Here is an 18,914-nt window from a genome sequence, read left to right as displayed (position 1 = left end):
CGCGGGTCACATCGGTGACGCGGGGGCCTCCAGCTGCCGCATCGCCTCGTTCCGCGCGTCGGACGCGGAGCGGATGATTTCATCGCTGGACAGGCCGAACGCGCTCGCGTCCATCTTGCGCAGGCGCGGAATCACCTCGCGCTCCTCCTCCGACGTGTGCTGGGCCACCACCGCCTCCAGTTGACGCACCGTGGCCTCGCGGCGGCGCGCGTCGTGGCGGACGTGCAGCAGCTCGGAGAGCAGCTGGGTCATCTCCCCGTGCTCCTCCACCGCGAAGTCGATGCGGGGCCCGTCCACGACGCTTCGCGCGACGGGATACACCCAGCCCTCCTCGAGGGTGCTGTGCAGGGTGAGCGTTTCGGCCAGACGCAGACACAGCTTCTGCTTCTCTTCGTCCGGCGCATGGTGCCAGGCCTCGAAGAGGGCCTCGGCGTCGCGATGCTGCTGGATGAGCACGTCGATGAGGTTCATGACGGGCCAGGGTTCGCACGCGCGCGCAAGGGTGCAATCCACTCGGAAGGACGAGCGCCCCTGGACGCCCCGGCCCCCGGTGCCGGGCCTGCATGCACTGGCGCACAGTCACGCCTCCGGCTTCGCGTCCGCTTCGTACTTCTTGCGCTTGCGCCACAGCGTCGACGCGTCGATGCCGAGCAGCCGGGCCGCTTCATCCAGCGTGGGCACGGAGGCCATCACCCGCAGGATGTGCTCGCGCTCCACCGCCTCCAGCGTGTGCGGCCCGCCCAGCGTCACCCCCGGCCCCACCGAGGACGCGATGCGCTCCGGGAACGCCTGCGGCTCCACCACGCCGGACGCCCCCACGATGAGCGCCCGCTCCAGCGCGTTGCGCAATTCGCGCACGTTGCCGGGCCACGGGTACGCCCGCAGCATCGCCTCCGTGGCGGGTGACAGCTCCGGGGCCGGACGCTGCGCGGCCTTCGCGAAGAAGGCGATGAAGCGGCGGGCCAGCGGGAGCAGGTCCTCCGGCCGCTCGCGCAGGGCGGGAAGCTTCACCTCCAGGACGTTCAACCGGTACATCAGGTCCTCGCGGAAGCGGCCCTCCGCCACGTCCTTCTCCAGGTCGCGGTGCGTGGCCGCCACCACGCGCACGTCCGCCTTGCGCGTGCGCCCCTCGCCCAGCCGCTCGAACTGCTTCTCCTGGAGGAAGCGCAACAGCTGCGCCTGGAGCGCGGGGCTCATCTCCGCCACTTCATCCAGGAAGAGGGTGCCCCCTTCCGCCTGCTCCACGCGGCCCGGCTGGTCCTTCACCGCGCCCGTGAAGGCGCCGCGCGCATGGCCGAACAGCTCGCTCGCCAGCAGTTGCTCGGACAGCGTGGGACAGTTGATGGTGACGAAGGGCCGCTTGCGCCGCGCGCTCATCGAATGCAGCGCCCGCGCGAGCACCCCCTTGCCCGTGCCGCTCTCCCCGCGCAGCAGCACCGCGGCGTCGGACGCGGCCGCGCGCTGGATGAAGCCGATGGCCGCGTGCATGGCCGGCGACGCCGTCTCCAGCGTCGCTTCCGGTACGGCCTGCGCCAGCTGGCCCTCCAGGTCCCCCAGGTGCGAGGTCAGCTCCCGCTGCGCCTTCGCGCGCTCCAGCACGTGGCGGATCTGCGCGGGGGTGAACGGCTTGGGCAGGTAGTCGCGCGCGCCGCGCTTCACCGCCTCCACGGCCGTGTCGAAGGTCGCGTAGGCGGTGATGAGGATGACGTCCAGCGCGGGGGACTCGGCGAGCAGGCGGGGCAGCAGCTCCAGGCCGGAGGCGTTGCCCAGCCGCAGATCCACGAACGCCAGGTCCGCCGGCCCCTGGGCGAGCGCCGCGAGCGCGGCCTCGGGCGTGGCGGCCTCGCGCACCTCGCAGCCCAGGCCCTCCAGGCACACCCGCAGGGTGTGGCGGATGTTTCGCTCGTCGTCCACCACGAGCACCCGCATGGGGCGCTCCGCCGCCTCGGCACTGGTCCGCACTTCCATGGCCACAGTCTAAGAGCACGCCGTGTGCCGGGCCCGTCTGTCGGATGCCGGGCGGCGCAAGCCATGGAGGGCGCATCGCATCCTGCACGATGCGCCCCGGATGGCGGTTGCAAGGTGCAACGTGGAACGGGCTGGTGTCTGCTGCGGCACGGCCGTGCGGCTGGCACGCGCCATGGATGGAAGGGAGCCCATGGGCAACGAAGGGACGCCTCCGGAGAACGGGGGCGACGACAAGAACATCTTCTCGAAGGAGCTGGCCCCCCCGCCCAGCATCTGGCTGCGCAAGGGCACCTGGCTGGGCCTCGTCTTCCTGATGCTGGTGGGCGCCTTCATCTGGCTCCAGGGCGGGGAGAACCGCGCGCTGGAGGCCATGTCCCCTTCGCAGCGGGAGGCCCTCTTCGCGGACACCCGCGACGAGTTCCGCCTGCTCTGCCTGGCGGATGGCGGCGCCTCGCGCTGGCCCCGGAAGTGCGCGAAGCAGGCGGAGTTCCTCAGCCACTTCCCCGAGTGCGACGACGCCTGCCGCGCCGAGGTGGGGCCCTTCGTCCCCCACCCCGAGCGCTAGCGCGGCACGCCCCTTGCCCCGGGCGAGGGCATGGTGGCTCTGAAACCGCGCCCTGTCGTCGCGAAGCAAGGGTTGGCCCGCCCCTGGTGGCGGGACCTGCCGGGCTGGCTGCTGTTGTGGACCCTGGCTGCGGTGGCGCTCGTCAGCACGTGCTCCGACCGCCGGGGGCTCCAGAGCGCTCCAGCCGAGGAGCGGGCCGTCCTCTTCCAGCAGACCCTGGAGCACTTCCACACGCTCTGCGAGGGCCCGAGGGCCAGCGCTTTCGTGCCGCGCTGCCGCGAGCAGGCCCGCTTCCTCCGGGAGTTTCCGGAGTGCGAGGCCGCCTGCCGCGCTCGCCTGGAGCCCTGGCGGTAGCGCGGCCGCTTCCGCACCGCGTCCTGCAAGGCGTCAGGGTGCAGAATGAAACCGACCCGGCGGGAGCCGCGAGGGCGGGCCAGCAAGAACAATGGGTTGGCGCGCCCGGAGGGAGGCACGCGGGATGCTCCTGGAGGGGGGGCCGGCGGGAAGGACGCCGGCAACCAGGAGTGAGACACCATGGGAATCGTCGCCATCTTGAACACGTGGGCCCTGCCTTGGAGGCCCGCGGTACGTCGCGAGCAGGGCCGGGCGGAAGGGTCGCTCAAGGCGGTGCGCATGCTGGGAGCGCGGGGGCTGGAGGACGCCCGCCGCCAGGGCGCACGGGCGCTGGAGAAGGCGTGGCGCTGCACCTGCTGCCGCGGCCTGCTGGCGCACGTCTTCGAGCGCGTGGGCTCCACGCTGTTCCTCGACGACGACCCGGAGGTGCTGGCGCAGGCGTTCGAGGACAGCGAGCGCGACCGCTTCAGCGCGCGGGTGCTCGCGGCCTGCATCGTGCTGGTGGGCCGCGAACGCGTCGCCGTCGCCGTCTGAGCGCGGGGCGCGCGCCTCACCACCATCACCCGGAGTGAACCCGCCCTGCCGGGGCGCTGGAATGATCGCGCCAGGGTGCCTTGAAGTGGCCTCACGGGGGACGTGAAGCGTCCTCCAGCGCGAGTCCCACCTGACAGGGCGAAGTGTCGTGCGTGACCCTGAGGGGCAATGCTGACCCGTTTCCAAGACAATTCAAGGGACGCGGGCTTGAGTCGGGGGGTGAGGTGTTGTCTATCCTACGAGTCCTGACGGAGCCCCGGCCCCCGGGAGTGCTCGTGGGGGCCGCGGAAGGATGAGCGACAATGAGCTGGCGCAGCAGGCCCGGCGCGGGAGCACGACCGCGCTTCATCGGGATGGGTGACGTGGGCGCGCGAGGGGGTGTGCGATGGCCTTGAGGCTCAAGCAGAAGATGATGGTGCTGCCGACGGTGGCGGCGGTGTTCCTGGTGGCCATCGTGGCGGTGACGGTGGTGCTGGGGGCGCGCACGCGGAACGCCTCGGAGCGCATCGGCTCCAGCCTGGCGCCGTCGGTGAGTCAGGCGCAGACCGCGCGCGCGGGGTTCGCCGCGTTGCACCAGGACGTGGGCGACGCGGTGGCGCTGCGCGCGGTGAAGCAGCAGACGGTGGACGCGGAGGTGGCGGCGCTCCAGAAGGAGTTCGAGACGCTGCGTGCGCTGCCGGACGTGGACGGCCCGAAGGTGGAGGCGCTGCAGGGGGCCTTCGCTCGCTACTGGCAGGAGGCGTCGAAGGTGGTGGCGCTGGCGGCGCGCGATGACGCGGCCGCGGAGAGCGCGCTCGCGAAGCTGGAGCCGACGTACCGCGCCGTGCATGACGGCCTGGAGTCCGTGACGGCGCAGCAGGAGGCGTCGCAGCGCGAGGCCTTCATGGAGGTGTCCTCGCTGCACGGCACGACGCTGACGTGGGTGCTGGTGCTGGCGGTGGGCTGCATCGCGGCGCTCGGGGTGGCCACGGTGTGGCTGCTGCGCGAGGTGACGACGCCCCTGGCGCGGCTGACGGCGACGGCGACGCGCATCGCGCGGGAAGGCGACCTGTCGCTGAGCATCGACACGAGCGCGCAGGACGAGGTGGGTGAGCTGGCGCGCAGCATCCAGACGCTGATGACGCGGCTGGGGTCGGTGCCGGGGACGCTGCACTCGGTGGTGACGGAGTTGACGGCGGCGGCGGCGCGGCTGAACGCGGCGAGCCACGAGCAGCTCAACTTCCTGACCAGCCAGTCGCGCAGCCTGACGGAGGCCAGCTCCACCATCGCGGAGATCGCGCAGACGTCCGGCATGGCGGCCAGCCGCGCGGAGATGGTGTTGAAGGTGGCGGCGCAGGCGGACGCGTTCAGCTCCTCCGGGCAGCTGTCCATCGAGCGCAGCGCGGAAGGGTTGCAGCAGATCCGCGCGCGGGTGGGCGCGCTGGTGGGGAGCATTGGCGTGCTGTCCGAGCAGGCGGTGCACGCGGGTGAAATCATCGGCAGCGTGAAGGACCTGGCGGACCAGTCCAACGTGCTCGCGTTGAACGCGGCCATCGAGGCGGCGCGGGCGGGCGAGGAGGGCCGGGGCTTCGCGGTGGTGGCCAAGGAGATGCGGGCGCTGAGCAGCCAGTCGCTGCAGAGCACGCAGCGCATCGGGAAGATCCTCCTGGAGATCAACCAGGCCATCCGCGAGACGGTGGGCATCGCGGAGGGGGACAGCCAGAAGATGGAGGAGGGCATCGAGCAGGTGCTCGCCTCGGCGACGACGCTGAAGGACATCACCCAGGTGGTGCAGGAGAGCAGCCAGGCGGCGCGGCAGATCGTCGCCTCCGTGACGCAGCAGAATGCGGGCATCACGCAGATGACGGAGGTGGTGACGCAGCTGTCGGAGATGATGAGCGACGTGGTGGCGGCCACCAGCAATGCCGAACAGGCGGTGGGGCAGATCAACGCGTCCCTGGGCAAGCTCCAGGAGCTGTCCACCGCCTTCCGCGTCTAGCCATCCGCGTAGGCGTCCAGCAGGGCCCACGGGCCGCTCCGGAGTCACCGGGGCGGCCCGTCGTGCATCAGACGCCCTTGAGGATGATTCGCTTGTTGCCGAAGACCGCGGCCACTTCGATTTCTCCTCCCATGGCCTCGACCGCGCGCCGGAGGGTGGAGAGCCGGTGGTCCTCCCGGGCTTCGGTCTGGGAGAGCTGACCCTGGGAGATGCCCATCCGTTCCGAGAGCTGCGTCTGCGTCAGCCCCGCGAACTCGCGCACCTCTCGCAGGCTCATCTCCAGGAGGTCCTTCCGGACGCGCTCGTCCTGTTCCTTGAGCTGCGCAGGCGTGAACTTCTCCCGGCGCATCCCCTTCCAGCTGTGGACCTTCATGACTCCGTCTCCTCGCGGTCGTTCTTCGAAGTGTCGTGGAGTCCGGCGGCGCTTTCCCAGAGGTAGCGCAGCCAGATCTTCTCGGCCTGGGGGATCATCCGCTCGTAGAAGCGCGCGTCTCCGGTCTTGTCTCCTCCCAGGAGCAGGACCGCGTCGCGGGTGGGGGCGAAGGCGTAGAAGACCCGGATGGGACGCCCACCGGATTGAATGCGGAGCTCCCGGAGCGGCTGGGGCGTGCCCTTGAGCTGGCTGCAGTACGGGTACCCAAGTGCGCCCCCTTCGCGGCCAGAAGCTCCACCCCATGGTCCACGGACCGTGCAGTGTCATCGTCGGGCGCGAGGAACCAGTCCCTGAACTCGTCAGTTCCAACGACTTCAACCTGTGAGGATGAAATATCATTCTTGGATGATATTTCGTCAAGATGATGGGGAGATGATCGGGTGCGCTTCCGGTGGGGCAGGGGGGTGGACTCCCGTCGAGTGAACGGCGGGAGACGCTAGGCCCTGGCTCTGACGTCACTCGCCCTGCATCAGGCCCGTGATGCTGCCGTCCGGGTGGACGGTGACGCGGCGGGCAGCGGGTTCGCGTGGCAGGCCCGGCATGGTGAGCAGCTCTCCGGTCAGCGCCACCAGGAAGCCTGCTCCCGCGGACAGGCGCACCTCTCGCACCGTCAACGTGAAGCCCCGGGGCCGGCCCGTCTTCGTCGGGTCGTCCGACAGGGACAGGTGCGTCTTCGCCATGCACACCGGCAGCCCCGCGCCTCCCAGCGCCCGCGCCGTCTCCAGGTCCTTGCGCGCCCCAGGTGTGAAGGCCACGTCGTCCGCGCCGTACACCGTGCGCGCGATGGCGCGGATCTTCTCCTCCGGCGTCTGCTCCAACTCGTAGAGGAAGCGCGGCTTCGGCGGCGCCGCGTCCGTCGCGTCCAGCATGGCGAGCACCGTGTCCGCCAGCTCCAGCGAGCCCTCTCCGCCCTTGCTGAAGCCGTCGCACACAGCGATGCCCACGCCCCGCGCCTTCGCGAACGCGCGCAGCTCGTCCAGCTCGGCCTCCGTGTCCTGCGGGAAGCGGTTCACGCACAGCACCGCCGGCAGGCCGAACGCCGCCACCGACTCCAGGTGCTTCTCCAGGTGGTTGAAGCCCTTCAAGAGCGCCTCGCGGTCCGGATCCGCCACCTTCGCCGCCGCCGCGCCGCCGTGGTGCTTGAGCGCCCGCAGCGTCACCACCAGCATCACGCCCCGGGGCCACACGCCCGCGCTCCGGCACTTGATGTCCAGGAACTTCTCCGCGCCCAGGTCGAAGCCGAAGCCCGCCTCCGTCACCACCTCGTCCGCGTAAGCGAGCGCCATCCGCGTGCCCACCACCGACGAGCACCCGTGCGCGATGTTGCCGAACGGCCCCGCGTGGACGAGCGCCGGTCCGCCCTCGCGTGTCTGGGCCAGGTTCGGCATCAGCGCGTCCTTGAGCAGCGCCACCATGGACGCCGCCGCGTTCACGTCGTTCGCGCGCACCGGTGAGCCATCCGGCGCCTGCCCCACCACGATGCGCCCCAGCCGCGCCTCCAGGTCCTTCAGGTTCTCCGCCAGCGCCAGGATGGCCATCACCTCGCTGGCGGCCGTGATGTCGAAGGACGTCTCGCGCGGCACGCCGTGCGCCTTGCCGCCCAGCCCCACGATGACGTTGCGCAGGAACCGGTCGTTCATGTCCAGCGCGCGCCGCCAGCGCACGCGCGTGCCCTCCAGCGCCACCGGGTGGCCGTAGTACACGGCGTTGTCCACCAGCGCGGCCAGCAGGTTGTGCGCGCTGGTGATGGCGTGCAGGTCGCCGGTGAAGTGCAGGTTGATGTCCGCCGCGGGCTCAAGGCTCGCCTGCCCGCCGCCGGTGCCGCCGCCCTTCACGCCGAAGACGGGCCCCAGGGACGGCTCGCGCAGCGCCGCCACCGCCTTGCGGCCCCGCTTGCGCAGGCCCATGGCCAGCGCCACGGACATGGTCGTCTTGCCCTCGCCGGGGGGCGTGGGGTTGATGGCCGACACCAGCACCATGCGGCCCTGGCGCGAACGGCGGCCCAGGGCGTCCAGGGACACCTTGGCGCGGTCGCGGCCCCAGGGGAGGACGTCTTCCGGCGCGAGGCCCAGCTCGGCGCCGACTTCAGTGATGGGACGGAGCGTCATGGCCGGGGACTCTCCGTGTCGCGCAGGAGCAGGTCAACGCTTGTGACACGGGGGCAGGCAGGCGCGCGGGGCGGGACGGTTCCCCGGGAGGCGGCCGGGTGGGAGGATGCGCGCGCGAGGCGGGTCCCGGGAGCGCGATCGAATAGGCGGCCGGGAGTTCCGTCAGGGAGAGCATCATGAACCGCATTCTCGGCATCGCATCGGTGGGTTTGTCATCGCTGGCGCTCGGGGTGGCCCTGTGGGGGCCTGGCAAGGCGGAGGCCCCTGCTCCCCAGGAAGCGCCCCGCGTGCAGGACTCGACGGCGGACGTCCGGGCGCTCCAGAACCGCGTGAAGGCGCTGGAGGAGACGGTGCAGCTGCTCTCCCGGCGGATGATGGCCTTCGAGCAGGGCGGCGGCACGGCCTCGGCGGGCACGGGCGGTCCTCCGCCCGCGGGCCTGGAGGCGGAGGTCGCGAAGCTGCGCGAGGAGCTGCGCGGCGTGATGGTGGGCGAGGCGCTGAGCAACGACAGCGCGAAGCAGTCACTGAAGGACCTGATGCGCACGGTGCAGGAGGAGCAGCGCACCGAGCAGCGCCAGCAGTGGCAGCAGCAGGTGGACCAGATGCGCGTGCAGGCGGAGTCCGAGCGCGCCCAGCGCCTCAAGGCCTTCGTCACCAACGCGCGGCTCAACTACACGCAGGAGCAGACGCTGACGAAGCTGATGCAGGCCGAGGACGCCAAGCGCCAGGAGCTGGCGGCGTCGATGGCGGGAGGCCGGCCGGGGCGTGACATGCGCCAGCAGATGCGCGACCTGCGTACGCAGACGGACGCGGAGATGCAGAAGGTGCTCAGCGCGGAGCAGATGACGCAGTATCAGGAGATGCGCCGCGACGACATGGGCCCGCGAGGCGCAGGCGGCCCCCGGGGCGGCCCCATCGGCGGTGGCTGGGACACGCGCGCCGCCGGGGGGCAGTAGCCGCTTCAGCCGCCGGGGCCGGAGCACGGCGTCGCGGAGTGGGCGGAAGCCCTCTGCCTGGATGCGAGTGAGCCAGATGGGCAGGGGCCGTGAGCCTACGTCAGCCCTTGAAACAGCCACGCCGCGAAGCTCCCGGAGGAACCTCGCGGCGCGCGTGATGCCCGGTTCTCCCAGCGGCTACTTCCCGCCGAAGAGACCCTTGAGCCGCTTCTTCGCTTCCTCCTCGGCGCGCTGCCTGGCCTTCTCCTGCTCGGCGCGGGCCTGGTCCTCCAGCTTCTGTTTCTGCTCGTTGGCGCGCGCCTCCGCTTCGGCCTTGGCCTTGTCCTGACCGCCCGTGATGATGTCCTGCACGGCCTTGCCCTTCTCACCGAGCAGGTTGCCCGCCACGGACGCCCCGGCCAGCTTCAGGATGGTCGTCGCCGCCGGCTTCACGTCCACGCCCGTCACGTCCGGGCTCCACGCCTTGCCCGCGATCTTCAGCCCCACCGGGATGGACTCCGTCGGCGTCACCTTTCCCATCGTCAGCGTCTTGATGGTCGAGGGCGTCAGCGACACGCCGCCCGTCAGGTTCAGCGTGCCGTCCAGCCCGATGCCGCCGTCGAAGCTCATCGCCGCCTCCGGCCGCGTCCAGGTGATGGGCTTGCTCAGCTGCGCCACGCCGTTCTTGATGGTCACGCTGAAGGGCAGGTCCCCGCCCAGCGACGTCACCTCGCCGCTCTTGAGCGCCTTCGACGCGAAGGGCAGCGCCTTGGACAACGGCTCCGTCACGGACGACACCAGGTCCTTGCCCAGGAACGTGCCCCCCAGCAGGTTGCCGTTGATGCCGCCCAGCAGCGTCTGCTTCAACTTGTCCGGCGTGTAGCCCACGCCCTGCACGTCCACGTTGCCGTTGAACTTGCCCGTCAGCACCTGCTTGGGCGTGCGCTGCGCCAGCGCCTGCGCCATCTCCAGGTTCTGCACCTGCACCTTCGCCGTGAAGGGCCGGGCCTCCGGCGCGGGCCCCAGGCGGATGGTGGTTCCGTCCGCCACCACCTTGCCGCCGTAGATGCCCGTCGAGAACTTCTCCACCGTGATGAGGTCGTCCACCATCTTCACCACGCCCGTCACGTTGGTGAGGTCCATCGCCGTGTAGCGCAGCGACCCGATGTTGAACTGGATGTCACCCCGGTAGCCGTTGAAGCGGTTGGGCGGCTCCGGCGGCGGCTCCGGCGGGGGCTTGCCGCCCGTGCGCGCCAGCACCTGCTCCTCGCTCATCAACAACTTCTCCGCATCCAGCTTCGCGGCCTTCACGTCCGCCTTGAACGTCGTCGTGGCCTTCTTGCCCGTGCCCGCGAGCGTCACCGAGGCGGTGCCCGTCACCGTGTCGTCCAGCGCGCCCAGGCTCATGCTGGAGACGTTCACCGTCATCCCGCTGCCCGTCTTCGCCGGCGCGTAGGTGCCCGCCGCCGCGACCTCCAGCCGCTGCCCCGGCGCCTTGTTCACCAGCAGGCCCGGCCGCATGTCCACGCCGTTCAGGTCCGCCTTCGCGTCGAAGCGCAGCGCGCCGCCGCTCGCCGCCGCGCCCGTCACCTTCGCGTTCAGCTTCATCACGCCGCCAGCATCCTTCGTCAGCTGATCCGGCACCCGCAGCCGCACCGGCGTCAGGTCCACCGCGATGTTGAGGGCCTGCGCGTCCTGCGTGCCGCTGCCGCGCACGTCCAGCCCAATGGGGCCGGCGATCATCCCGTTGAGCTGCTTGCGCAGCGGCGGGTAGTACTCGGCGAGCACGGCGGGGTCCAGGTTGCGCCCCGTCAGCTCGAAGCCCTCCACCGCGGGCTTGTCCGTGAGCAGCCCCTTCACCTTGCCCTTGCCCGTGATGGCCGCGGGGCCCAGGTCCAGGTTCAGCTTGTCCAGCGCCAGGTCACCCGTGGCCATGTCGCCCGTCACGTCCGTGTCGAGCACCACGTCCAGCGCCTTGCCGCCCTCGGAGCCCGCGAACTTCATCCCCAGCGCCTTGATGACGCCCACCAGCTTCGTGGGGCCCTTGCCGCCGGGCACCGCGCCGCCCAGGTCCGCCTTCCAGTCCGCGTCCAGCGTGCCCGCCTGCAGGCCCACGTCCGGGGGCAGGAACGGCCCCAGCGGCGACAGGTCGATGTGCTCCGCCTTCAGCGTCACCTGCTCCGGCGTGGGGATGAGCGTCGCCGGCAGCGGCGCCGCCGCGAGCGTCATCTTCAGGTTCTGCTTCTCCGCGAGCACCGCCGCCGCCAGGTCCACCTTCAGCGGCTGGCCCACGCGCAGGTCCTTCACCTCGATGTCCAGGTCCTTCACCGCCAGCTCGCGCGCCTGCGCGCCGCCCGCGCGGTCCACGAAGCGGATGACGCCGTCGGTGAGCGCCGCGCGCTCCACGTGCACGCCCGACAGGTCCATGGGCTGCTTCTCCTCCTCCGGCGGCTCCTCCTTCGGCTGCTGCGCGGCCAGCTTCTCCTGGAGGCGCTGCACGTTGGTGGTGCCGTCCGCCAGGCGGATGACGTTCACGGTGAGCCCGGTCACCTCCGCGTTCTTCACGCGGATGTCCTTGCCCTTCGACGTGAGCAGCGGCATCGCCTGCACGCTCACCGTCACGTCCTTCAGCTCCGCGAGCGGCAGGCCCTCGCCCTCGGCCGCGCCCACGCTGACGTTCTGGATGCGAGCGCCCACGTAGGGAAAGAGCTTCGTGGAGACGTCGCCAATCTCGATGGGGCGCCCCAGCTTCTGCGAGTACGTCGCGGCCTGGTCCCGCGCCGTCTTCAACAGGATGGCGTCCAGGCGCGACAGCACCACCGCCACAATGACAATCAGGAGGACGAGGATGCCTCCCAGCACATACGGCCAACGCCTCTTCTTCACAGCCGCCACGGTTCCTCCTCCGTCGGGAGAGCGGTCGAACGCTTAGCGCAGCGCCAAGGGAGCCGCACCTCCCATGCTCACGGGGAGGTTGTCAGCGCGACGGTCAACCGCCGGGGGAACGGCATACTCCCGTCGACCCTGCATCTACGCACGACCCGCTCCACTCGGAAGGGGGCCACATCCTCGGGGATGCAAAAGTCCGCCCGCTTTCAATGAATCACGGGATTCGAGCGGGGCCGTGGCGCCCCAGCTCCTCAGAGGTCGATGATTTCCGGCTCGGTCCCGGACGCGGGCGGCGCGTCGCCCTGGCCCTCCAGCACGAAGCCCCAGGGCGCGTACACGCTCCCGCCCGTGAACGCGTCCAGGTAGAGCACCACCGGCGTGTCCAGCCCTTCGTAGGTCACCTCGAAGATGGACAGCCGGCCCTTCCCCTGGCCGTGTTCGTCCACCTGGGTGAACTCGCAGCAGTCCCCCATGCGGCGCCACGCCACCGGCTGGCCTTGCGGCCCGCGCAGGAGCTTGAAGTACGCCATCACGCCCTTGTCCCCCCAGCCCACGCGCACCGGGTTCTCCGGCCGCGTGCCGTAGGTGAGCGGATCCGGCCGCGTCGGCTTCAGGGGATTGTTCTGGCGCATCACCTCCTCGAAGGACGTGCCCGGAGAAGCGCACGCCGTCAGGAGCAGCACCGCCGCGGGGATGATTCGCAACAGGGACATCGGGGACCTCCGGCTCGGCCTGGGGAAAACCCCCCAAGCTGACGTCCGCCCGGGCCCTGGCGCATCCCGTCCTCCCCGCGGACCGTCCTCCCGGAAACGCACCCTCGGGGCCAGCGCACACGCGCAAGGTCCCGAGGGGAAGGACAGCCAGGCTCCGCGCTCTTCAGCTGAGCGTCTTCAGGTCCAGGCCCAGCTCATGGCGGTAGCGCTCGAAGCAGCGCGCGCCCGCCGTCAGCCGCAGCAGCGCGCCCTCCGCCAGGGGCCGCGCGCACGCGGGGTTCGCCGCCACCAGCGGATGAAGCACTTCCTTGTTCCACGTCTCGGAGTGCTTCACGTCCAGCGTGGAGTGCAGCGCGTAGTAGCGCCGCACGCGCATGTCGAAGCCCAGGCGCTTCAGGCCCTCGTTGACGCACGCGGTGCGGCCCGGCGCCGTCTCCTCCACGATGCCCAGCGCGCCCACCGCGTGGTACGCGTAGCGGCGGTTGAACGCGAACGCGCAGAGCAGGTTCGCCAGCGCGTGCGCTTCCCACACGGTGTCCTCGTCCGTGGGCTTCAGCCCCAGCTTCCGCGTCATCTCCGCGAGCATCGGCCCGTGCATCGCGTCCTCGCGCCCGCGGCCCATCTCGTCCCAGTAGTTGCGCGCCAGCTCCAGCTTCGCCTGCGTGGGCAGCTGCAACTGCGTCAGCGCCACCAGGTCATCGAAGCCCGCTTCGCCCGCGACCTCCTGCGTGAGGAACCAGTCCATCTGCTCACGCGTGGCCTGCGTCGCCAGCCACGGAAACAGCGGATCATGCTGTCCGGGACCGGACTCCTTCAGGTCCTCGAACCACGCGATGAACCCGTCCGTGTCCTCCGGCGCCTCGGCGGCCCAGGCGGCCACCCGCTGGCGCTCCGCCTCCACGTACTCGCCCTCGAGCAGGCGCAACTGCGTCTCCTCCTGCACGGCTGCTCGCCAGCCCTCGGTGGGAAACCCGGGAGCCAGTCGCGCGCGGTTGAAGCGCAAGAGGCTCCGGTGAAGCCGCTCGGACAGGCGTGCGTCCTCCCTCCCTGTTACCCCAGCCACCTCGCCAGGCCCGCTCATGGTGCGCACCCTCTCTACACGTTCCGGAAGGCGGGAGTGCCTTCCGGTCTCATGTATGGGGATGACCTTGCACACCGGCCACAACGCTCCCGCCACCTTCGCTGTCAGTCAGGTGCGCTGCGAGAAGGACCACGTCCGCTCCCGCGACTGCGCGTATCAGGTCGCCTGGAACATCAACCCGCATATGAAGCCCGGCGCCGTCGCGTGGCGGCGCGCGTGCACGCAGCACCGCGAGTTCCTGCGAACGCTGCGTGACGCGGGCGCGAGCTTCTTCGAGCTGCCCTTCGTCCATGGCGCGTTCGACTCCGTGTTCGCCAAGGACAACGCGGTGCTCGTCGCCCAGGAAGGGGAGCTGCGCGCGCTGCTCGCGACCATGCGCCACGGCCAGCGGCGCAGTGAGCAGCTCGCGCGGGCCCGGTGGCTGGCGGCGCGCGGCTTCGACGTCATCGAGCCTCCGCGCGTGCACATCGAAGGGGGCGACGTGGCCATGCTGCCCTCGGGGCGGGGCGCGCTCCTGGGCTGGGGCATGCGCTCCACGCAGCGCGCGGCGGGGGTGTTGGAGGCCTTCCTCTCCGCGCCCGTCACGCCGCTGGAGCTGTGCGACCCGTACCTCTACCACCTGGACACCGCGCTCACCGTGCTGTCGGACGGCACCGCGCTGGTGTGTCCGGAGGCCTTCACGCCGGAGTCGCTGCGCGTGCTGACGCGCACGGAGGGCATCCAGCAGGTGATTCCCATCGCGCGCGAGGACGCGCTCGCGTTCGGGCTCAACCTGGTGGAGGTGGGCGACACCGTCATCATCGGCGCGCGCGTGCCCCGCGTGGAGGCGGTGCTGCGCGGCCTGGGGCGCCGGCCCGTCAGCGTGCGGTTGGAGCAGTTCCACCTGGCCGGCGGCAGCGCGGCGTGCCTCGTGGCGCGCGTGCACACCCTGCCTCCCATGTCCTCCCGGCGCTTCCGCGAGGAACAGGCACAGGACGAGGCCCGGTCGCTGTCCGCATAGAAAAACGAAGACCTCCCCGGGCGACGAAGCGCGCGGGGAGGTCCGGGGTGAAGCGGGGGAGGACGCTCAGGACTGCTGTTCGCCGGAGGTCTCCGGCGCGCTCAGCCCTTCAGCGCCCCAGAAGCGGCGCGGGTGACCGTCACCGCGGGTGCCGCCGGAGAGCTTGTCCACCCAGGGGTACTTCTTCGCCTCTTCCGCCGTGTAGCCCAGGTTGAAGACGGTGGCGCTCTTGGGCTTGTCGGACGCCTTCTCGTAGAGCGTGCCGAACACGCGGTCCCAGAAGTAGTTCGTGATGCCGTAGTTGCCCTGCTCGTTGTGGAAGTGGTGGGACATGTGCAGGCGCTTGATGTCCTTCAGCCACTTCTGCTGGGGCGCGTAGTTGAGGTGCTGGATGCAGTGGCAGAACTCGTAGAAGCACGTGGTCACCATGCCCCAGCCCAGCGCCGCCGCCGCGCCCGCCTTGCCGCCGATGAGGTAGCCGATGGGCGTGAGCACCAGCGCGATGGTGGGCAGCGTGGTGTGCAGCGCGCCGAAGAGCACGCGCAGGTCGTGCGGGTCCTGGTGGTGGTCGAAGTGGATGCGCTTCCACGTCACCGCCGTCGCCGCGGACTTGTAGAGGAAGCGCCCGTGCAGGATGTACCGGTGGATGAGGTACCACCCGAACGGGTACGCCACCGTGGCCAGCAGCACCGCCGCGCCCATGCGAACGGGCGCCTCGAACCACTTCACCGACAGCACGATGCAGGTGATGCCGATGAGGATGTAGGCGACGACGGCGTAGTAGGTGAAGAACGAGTAGACCAGGTCGCGCAGCGACATCCGGTCCAGGTTGTGTTTCCGGTTCAGGAAAGAGACCGCCACGGAGATTTCCTCACTGTTCGCTTCGGCGCATATCCCAGGCCGCCGGGTACGCAGGGCACGAAGGCTTGCTCGCATCCCGGCCCTGGGGTGATGCGGCGGTTCCTGAGCTATCAGCCCGGAGGGCTCCTGGCTCAAGAACGGTGAAGGCCCTCTTAGCGTCTTCCTGGAAGCATTGAGAAGCCCCTCTGTTGACGCCCCCGCACATTGTCTGGCTGGCCGCTCCCCTTCCGACCCGGGGCCGGACTTCCGTGCTGGATGCCCACACCCCACCTTTCCGCCCACGGACGCGAGAGCGTTCGCACGAGGGGGCAGACAGATGGCGCGCAAGGAACAGGGACAGCAGGGCAGCGGGACCCAGGCGGGGGAGCGTCCGCCGCGGCGGAAGACGGCCACCCGGAAGGCGGCCGGCACGGCGAACGCCCGCGAGGGCCGCCTGGAGCTGCGCCGGGACATCGCGGAGTACCGCGCCGCGGCGGAGGCGCAGGCGGACGTCGTCCGCGAGCGCATCAACGCCGCGCTGGAGGTCAGCCGCCGCACGCGCGAGGAGATCGAGGAGCGCATCGCCAACCAGCTGCACACGCCCCGCGTCGCCGTGAAGAAGGCCGCCCCGGCGCGCAAGCGCACCCGCGCCTCCACGCGCACGTCGACGAAGTAGGGAAGGGGCACACGCCGCCAGGCCCCACAGGCCCGGCCGGTCCCTACGAGCGGACCGCCGGGGCCCGCACGGACTGGGGTGCCGGGCCTTCGCCTCCAGAGGACTCCAGGTCCAGGGCGGAGAGCTTGTCCGCCAGCGCCTGGATGCGGTCGCTGTCGCCGGCCAGCGGGGACATGGGCCGGGCGCCGATGAAGCACACGCGGGCCCGCTCCAACAGGGCCACCTGTGCGTGCAGCTGCGCGAAGAGGCGCTCCTGCTTGCGCGACAGCGCGTCCAGGTGGTTGAGCTCCTCGCCCAGCGACGCGGCGGCGCGCTCCAGCTGGCGCCGGGCCACGCCGTCGTGCGCGTCCTGGGCGCGCTTCTTCAGCTCCTGCACCTGGGAATCCACGCTGCCCTGGGACGCGGCGGACAGCTGGGCCTCCATTTCGGTGTGGGACTCGGCCAGGGTGAAGGCGTCCCGGGCCAGCTTTCCGAGCACCTTCTGGAGCTTCTCCAGGCCCGGGCCCCGGGCCACCTTGCGTGCCTCCTCCTGGCACTGGCGGTAGAGGGTGAGCGCCCGGGTCACCAGGTCGCGCACCTCACCGGACAGCGTGGCCTCCAGGCGCATGCCCCGGGCCGTCACCGCGTCCAGGTCCATGGCCAGGTTCGCCGGCAGCGTGCTGATGCTCCAGAACAGCGCCACCACGGCGTAGTCCACCAGCAGCGGGAGGTAGCCCCGCGTTGGCAGGAAGCGCGCGTGGAGCACCTGCGCCACGTACAGCCCCAGCGCGGTGGTGACGGCGGCGGCCCCGGCGCTCAGCGCGACCTGGGATGGCGTGCCCACGCTGTCGCGCCCGTTGCCCCGCCACGCCAGGAACCCCGCGGCGATGGCGCCCGCCACCGCGTCCCGCCAGGACGCCGTCAGCCCCAGCAGGTAGGGCAGGCCGGGCAGCAGCACCATCGCCGCGCGCACCAGGACGTTCTCCGACGCCTTGGGCTTCACCGCGGTGACGGCCGCCGCCATCAGCGCGAAGTAGCCCGGCTCCACCGACACGCGCAGCACCTGCCGCGCCACGCCGGCCACCATCGCCATGGCCCCGGCGCCCACGAGCGCGGACAGGCAGCGCGACTCGAAGTCCTCCCGCCGGAAGAATTGGATGGAGAGCGGCATGGCACACCGTGTCCCGGACGAAGGGAGTGACTAGTAGCTGTTGTTCTGCCCGAAGTTCTTCATCGTCTTCTTCTTCAGGTTGAGCGCCTCGCGGCGGACGTCGGAGTCGCTCAGGGCATTGTCATAGGCTGCCTGGGTCTGGTCCACCTCCGCAAGCTCGCCCGAGAGCGCGGCGGCCGAAGCGCCGAACAGCTTACGCGCGTTGCTCAGGAGGTTGAGCGCGCTCTCGCGGTTGCCGCTCTGCATCTGTTCCGCGGCCGCGCGCAACTGTTGGGTGCCCAGCGCGCGGATGGCGTGGACGCGCACGTCGCGGTCCAGGTTCGCGTGCACCACCTGGGCGTCGTCCGTCACCTTCGCGCTCAGGGCCAGGGCCACCCGCGACGGCAGGTCCGCCGCCACGTCCACGTACGACACCGCGGCGTCCAGCACGCCCATGGACGCCGTGTTCGCGGGCGCGTCCAGCGTGAGCTTCACCACCACGCGCGCGGACTGGCCGCCCGTCAGGTCGTAGAGGGGGATGCGCACGGTGTTGCCGTCGCGCGCGGACGGCAGGCCCATCACCTCCAGGCCGCTCACGCCGGGCGGGAGGGTCAGCGTCAGGCTCACGTCGCGCGCGACGGTGCTGGCGGCCTGCTCCAACTCGCGGGTGAAGATGGCGGCCAGCTGCGAGGAGTCGCTGACGAAGCCGGAGAAGCCGCCGCCGCGCTCGGCCATGCCGCGCATCAGCGTGTCGTTGAAGCCATCGCCCACGCCCAGCGCGCTCACGGTGATGCCCCCCTCGCGCAGCTTGCCCACCAGGGAGAAGAGGCCGTCGCGGGACGTCGTGCCCTCGGTGGGCTCGCCGTCGCTCAGCAGGATGGCGCGCGTCACCCGGTACTGCTTCGAGTACGCACGCACCGCGTCCGCGCCCGCCATCAGCCCGCCGCTCATGTGCGTGCCGCCGTTCACCTGGATGGCCTCGATGGTGCTCAGGAGCTCGCGGCGCGTGCGCTCGTTGATCTCCACGCTGGGCACCACCTTCACGTCGGAGCCGTAGTGCACCAGCGCCAGCCGGTCCCCCGGCTGAAGCTGCTTCACCAGCTCCTGGGCGGCGCGCTTCGCGTCCACCAGCTTGGCGCCATCCATGGAGCCGGAGCGGTCCACCACCAGCGCCAGGTTCACCGGCACGCGCTGATGCTTCTCCGGCGCGCGCGCGGACAGCTCGAACACGGCGAAGGCCTCACCCGGGCCCGCCTTCACGTACGCGCCGGACAGCTTGCCGGTGAGCTCCACCGCGCCGGCCTTGCCGGAGGCGGACTGCCCCAGGATGACCGGCAGCACCATCTCGACGGGCAGCTCCCCCGGCTGCACCACGGTGTGCGTCTGGTCCACGGCGCTGGTGGGCACGGCCTCCTGTGGGATGGACGTGCCCCGGCGCAGGTGCCCGTTGGGCAGCCGCTCTTCGGTGATGGGCGGGCGCGACGGCGCCCTGCCGAAGTAGGAGCGCGCGTCGAGCGCGAGCGCGCCCACGAACAGCAGGCCGGCAAGGGTCAGCAACAGCTTGGTGCGGTTCATGCGCGACGGACCTCCCCCTAAGGGTTCGAGCGGACGGGCCCACGCTCGCAGACCGCCCTCCCGGCCGCATCGGTCAGTGGGAGGACCCTCCTCCCGATGACCGATGGAGCGGATCCGCGCCGCGGCGGCCCCGCCG

At 71.0% G+C, this 18,914-nt stretch carries 17 protein-coding genes and 1 pseudogene; 7 read left to right on the top strand and 11 right to left on the bottom strand.

The window, feature by feature from the left end; genetic code table 11:
- Positions 1-6: 6 nt before the first annotated feature.
- Both KYK13_RS37630 and KYK13_RS37625 read right to left on the bottom strand, forming a co-directional pair.
- Complete coding sequence (locus tag KYK13_RS37630; protein WP_223640044.1) at positions 7-471, bottom strand: hemerythrin domain-containing protein; 465 nt, start codon at positions 469-471, stop codon at positions 7-9.
- A 108-nt stretch (positions 472-579) separates the two neighbouring features.
- On the bottom strand, positions 580-1,929 hold the full coding sequence (locus KYK13_RS37625; protein ID WP_370645463.1) for a sigma-54-dependent transcriptional regulator: 1,350 nt from the start codon (positions 1,927-1,929) through the stop codon (positions 580-582).
- 229 nt (positions 1,930-2,158) lie between these two features.
- Here KYK13_RS37625 and KYK13_RS37620 point away from each other — a divergent pair, with 229 nt between their 5' ends.
- From KYK13_RS37620 to KYK13_RS37605, 4 genes are all read left to right on the top strand, one after another.
- Entirely contained in the window at positions 2,159-2,533 is a 375-nt protein-coding gene (locus tag KYK13_RS37620; RefSeq protein WP_223640040.1) for a hypothetical protein, read from the top strand.
- Positions 2,534-2,563: 30 nt separating this feature from the next.
- Entirely contained in the window at positions 2,564-2,887 is a 324-nt protein-coding gene (locus KYK13_RS37615) for a hypothetical protein (RefSeq protein WP_223640038.1), read from the top strand.
- A gap of 180 nt (positions 2,888-3,067) precedes the next feature.
- Entirely contained in the window at positions 3,068-3,421 is a 354-nt protein-coding gene (locus KYK13_RS37610; protein WP_223640036.1) for a hypothetical protein, read from the top strand.
- A gap of 385 nt (positions 3,422-3,806) precedes the next feature.
- On the top strand, positions 3,807-5,399 hold the full coding sequence (locus KYK13_RS37605) for a methyl-accepting chemotaxis protein (RefSeq protein WP_223640032.1): 1,593 nt from the start codon (positions 3,807-3,809) through the stop codon (positions 5,397-5,399).
- Positions 5,400-5,466: 67 nt separating this feature from the next.
- On the opposite strand, the gene KYK13_RS37600 is transcribed toward KYK13_RS37605, so the two are convergent.
- The 3 genes and pseudogenes from KYK13_RS37600 to KYK13_RS37590 form a co-directional block, all read right to left on the bottom strand.
- Positions 5,467-5,772 (bottom strand): helix-turn-helix domain-containing protein, encoded by a 306-nt coding sequence (locus KYK13_RS37600; protein ID WP_223640029.1) that lies wholly within the window; start codon positions 5,770-5,772, stop codon positions 5,467-5,469.
- Positions 5,769-6,038 (bottom strand): annotated as a pseudogene (locus KYK13_RS37595) (type II toxin-antitoxin system RelE/ParE family toxin); the annotation flags it as partial. The pseudogene KYK13_RS37595 and the gene KYK13_RS37600, both read right to left, overlap by 4 nt.
- 249 nt (positions 6,039-6,287) lie before the next feature.
- On the bottom strand, positions 6,288-7,940 hold the full coding sequence (locus KYK13_RS37590; protein ID WP_223640026.1) for a formate--tetrahydrofolate ligase: 1,653 nt from the start codon (positions 7,938-7,940) through the stop codon (positions 6,288-6,290).
- 176 nt (positions 7,941-8,116) lie between these two features.
- On the opposite strand from KYK13_RS37590, the gene KYK13_RS37585 reads away from it, so the two are divergent.
- Complete coding sequence (locus tag KYK13_RS37585; protein ID WP_223640023.1) at positions 8,117-8,896, top strand: hypothetical protein; 780 nt, start codon at positions 8,117-8,119, stop codon at positions 8,894-8,896.
- 177 nt (positions 8,897-9,073) lie between these two features.
- Here KYK13_RS37585 and KYK13_RS37580 read toward each other — a convergent pair whose 3' ends face one another.
- The 3 genes from KYK13_RS37580 to KYK13_RS37570 form a co-directional block, all read right to left on the bottom strand.
- Positions 9,074-11,770, bottom strand: a complete 2,697-nt coding sequence (locus KYK13_RS37580; RefSeq protein WP_223640020.1) for an AsmA family protein — start codon at positions 11,768-11,770, stop codon at positions 9,074-9,076.
- A gap of 245 nt (positions 11,771-12,015) precedes the next feature.
- A complete protein-coding gene (locus KYK13_RS37575; RefSeq protein WP_223640016.1) occupies positions 12,016-12,477 on the bottom strand; it encodes a fibril protein in 462 nt (153 codons plus the stop codon).
- A gap of 163 nt (positions 12,478-12,640) precedes the next feature.
- Positions 12,641-13,558: an iron-containing redox enzyme family protein gene (locus KYK13_RS37570; RefSeq protein WP_223640013.1), complete on the bottom strand. Its 918-nt coding sequence runs from the start codon at positions 13,556-13,558 to the stop codon at positions 12,641-12,643.
- A 61-nt stretch (positions 13,559-13,619) separates the two neighbouring features.
- Here KYK13_RS37570 and KYK13_RS37565 point away from each other — a divergent pair, with 61 nt between their 5' ends.
- A complete protein-coding gene (locus KYK13_RS37565) occupies positions 13,620-14,558 on the top strand; it encodes a dimethylarginine dimethylaminohydrolase family protein (protein ID WP_223640010.1) in 939 nt (312 codons plus the stop codon).
- Between the two features lie 66 nt (positions 14,559-14,624).
- On the opposite strand, the gene KYK13_RS37560 is transcribed toward KYK13_RS37565, so the two are convergent.
- On the bottom strand, positions 14,625-15,377 hold the full coding sequence (locus KYK13_RS37560; RefSeq protein WP_223646946.1) for a sterol desaturase family protein: 753 nt from the start codon (positions 15,375-15,377) through the stop codon (positions 14,625-14,627).
- A gap of 358 nt (positions 15,378-15,735) precedes the next feature.
- Here KYK13_RS37560 and KYK13_RS37555 point away from each other — a divergent pair, with 358 nt between their 5' ends.
- Complete coding sequence (locus KYK13_RS37555; protein ID WP_223640007.1) at positions 15,736-16,074, top strand: hypothetical protein; 339 nt, start codon at positions 15,736-15,738, stop codon at positions 16,072-16,074.
- Positions 16,075-16,117: 43 nt separating this feature from the next.
- Here KYK13_RS37555 and KYK13_RS37550 read toward each other — a convergent pair whose 3' ends face one another.
- Together KYK13_RS37550 and KYK13_RS37545 are read right to left on the bottom strand one after the other, a co-directional pair.
- The gene (locus KYK13_RS37550) at positions 16,118-17,224 is read right to left on the bottom strand and encodes a hypothetical protein (protein WP_223640004.1); all 1,107 of its coding nucleotides are present in this window, start codon (positions 17,222-17,224) and stop codon (positions 16,118-16,120) included.
- Positions 17,225-17,254: 30 nt separating this feature from the next.
- The gene (locus tag KYK13_RS37545) at positions 17,255-18,778 is read right to left on the bottom strand and encodes a VWA domain-containing protein (protein WP_223640001.1); all 1,524 of its coding nucleotides are present in this window, start codon (positions 18,776-18,778) and stop codon (positions 17,255-17,257) included.
- Positions 18,779-18,914 lie beyond the last annotated feature (136 nt).

The organism is Corallococcus sp. EGB, assembly GCF_019968905.1.
Lineage (GTDB): Bacteria > Myxococcota > Myxococcia > Myxococcales > Myxococcaceae > Corallococcus.
This window is presented reverse-complemented; position numbering and strand designations above follow the sequence as displayed.

What these genes read in the sequence shown, in the direction of transcription:
- KYK13_RS37630 (WP_223640044.1), bottom strand. Translation starts at nt 471, where the DNA reads ATGAACCTCATCGACGTGCTCATCCAGCAGCATCGCGACGCCGAGGCC.
- KYK13_RS37625 (WP_370645463.1), bottom strand. Translation starts at nt 1,929, where the DNA reads ATGCGGGTGCTCGTGGTGGACGACGAGCGAAACATCCGCCACACCCTG.
- KYK13_RS37620 (WP_223640040.1), top strand. Translation starts at nt 2,159, where the DNA reads ATGGGCAACGAAGGGACGCCTCCGGAGAACGGGGGCGACGACAAGAAC.
- KYK13_RS37615 (WP_223640038.1), top strand. Translation starts at nt 2,564, where the DNA reads ATGGTGGCTCTGAAACCGCGCCCTGTCGTCGCGAAGCAAGGGTTGGCC.
- KYK13_RS37610 (WP_223640036.1), top strand. Translation starts at nt 3,068, where the DNA reads ATGGGAATCGTCGCCATCTTGAACACGTGGGCCCTGCCTTGGAGGCCC.
- KYK13_RS37605 (WP_223640032.1), top strand. Translation starts at nt 3,807, where the DNA reads ATGGCCTTGAGGCTCAAGCAGAAGATGATGGTGCTGCCGACGGTGGCG.
- KYK13_RS37600 (WP_223640029.1), bottom strand. Translation starts at nt 5,772, where the DNA reads ATGAAGGTCCACAGCTGGAAGGGGATGCGCCGGGAGAAGTTCACGCCT.
- KYK13_RS37590 (WP_223640026.1), bottom strand. Translation starts at nt 7,940, where the DNA reads ATGACGCTCCGTCCCATCACTGAAGTCGGCGCCGAGCTGGGCCTCGCG.
- KYK13_RS37585 (WP_223640023.1), top strand. Translation starts at nt 8,117, where the DNA reads ATGAACCGCATTCTCGGCATCGCATCGGTGGGTTTGTCATCGCTGGCG.
- KYK13_RS37575 (WP_223640016.1), bottom strand. Translation starts at nt 12,477, where the DNA reads ATGTCCCTGTTGCGAATCATCCCCGCGGCGGTGCTGCTCCTGACGGCG.
- KYK13_RS37570 (WP_223640013.1), bottom strand. Translation starts at nt 13,558, where the DNA reads ATGAGCGGGCCTGGCGAGGTGGCTGGGGTAACAGGGAGGGAGGACGCA.
- KYK13_RS37565 (WP_223640010.1), top strand. Translation starts at nt 13,620, where the DNA reads ATGACCTTGCACACCGGCCACAACGCTCCCGCCACCTTCGCTGTCAGT.
- KYK13_RS37560 (WP_223646946.1), bottom strand. Translation starts at nt 15,377, where the DNA reads ATGTCGCTGCGCGACCTGGTCTACTCGTTCTTCACCTACTACGCCGTC.
- KYK13_RS37555 (WP_223640007.1), top strand. Translation starts at nt 15,736, where the DNA reads ATGGCGCGCAAGGAACAGGGACAGCAGGGCAGCGGGACCCAGGCGGGG.
- KYK13_RS37550 (WP_223640004.1), bottom strand. Translation starts at nt 17,224, where the DNA reads ATGCCGCTCTCCATCCAATTCTTCCGGCGGGAGGACTTCGAGTCGCGC.
- KYK13_RS37545 (WP_223640001.1), bottom strand. Translation starts at nt 18,778, where the DNA reads ATGAACCGCACCAAGCTGTTGCTGACCCTTGCCGGCCTGCTGTTCGTG.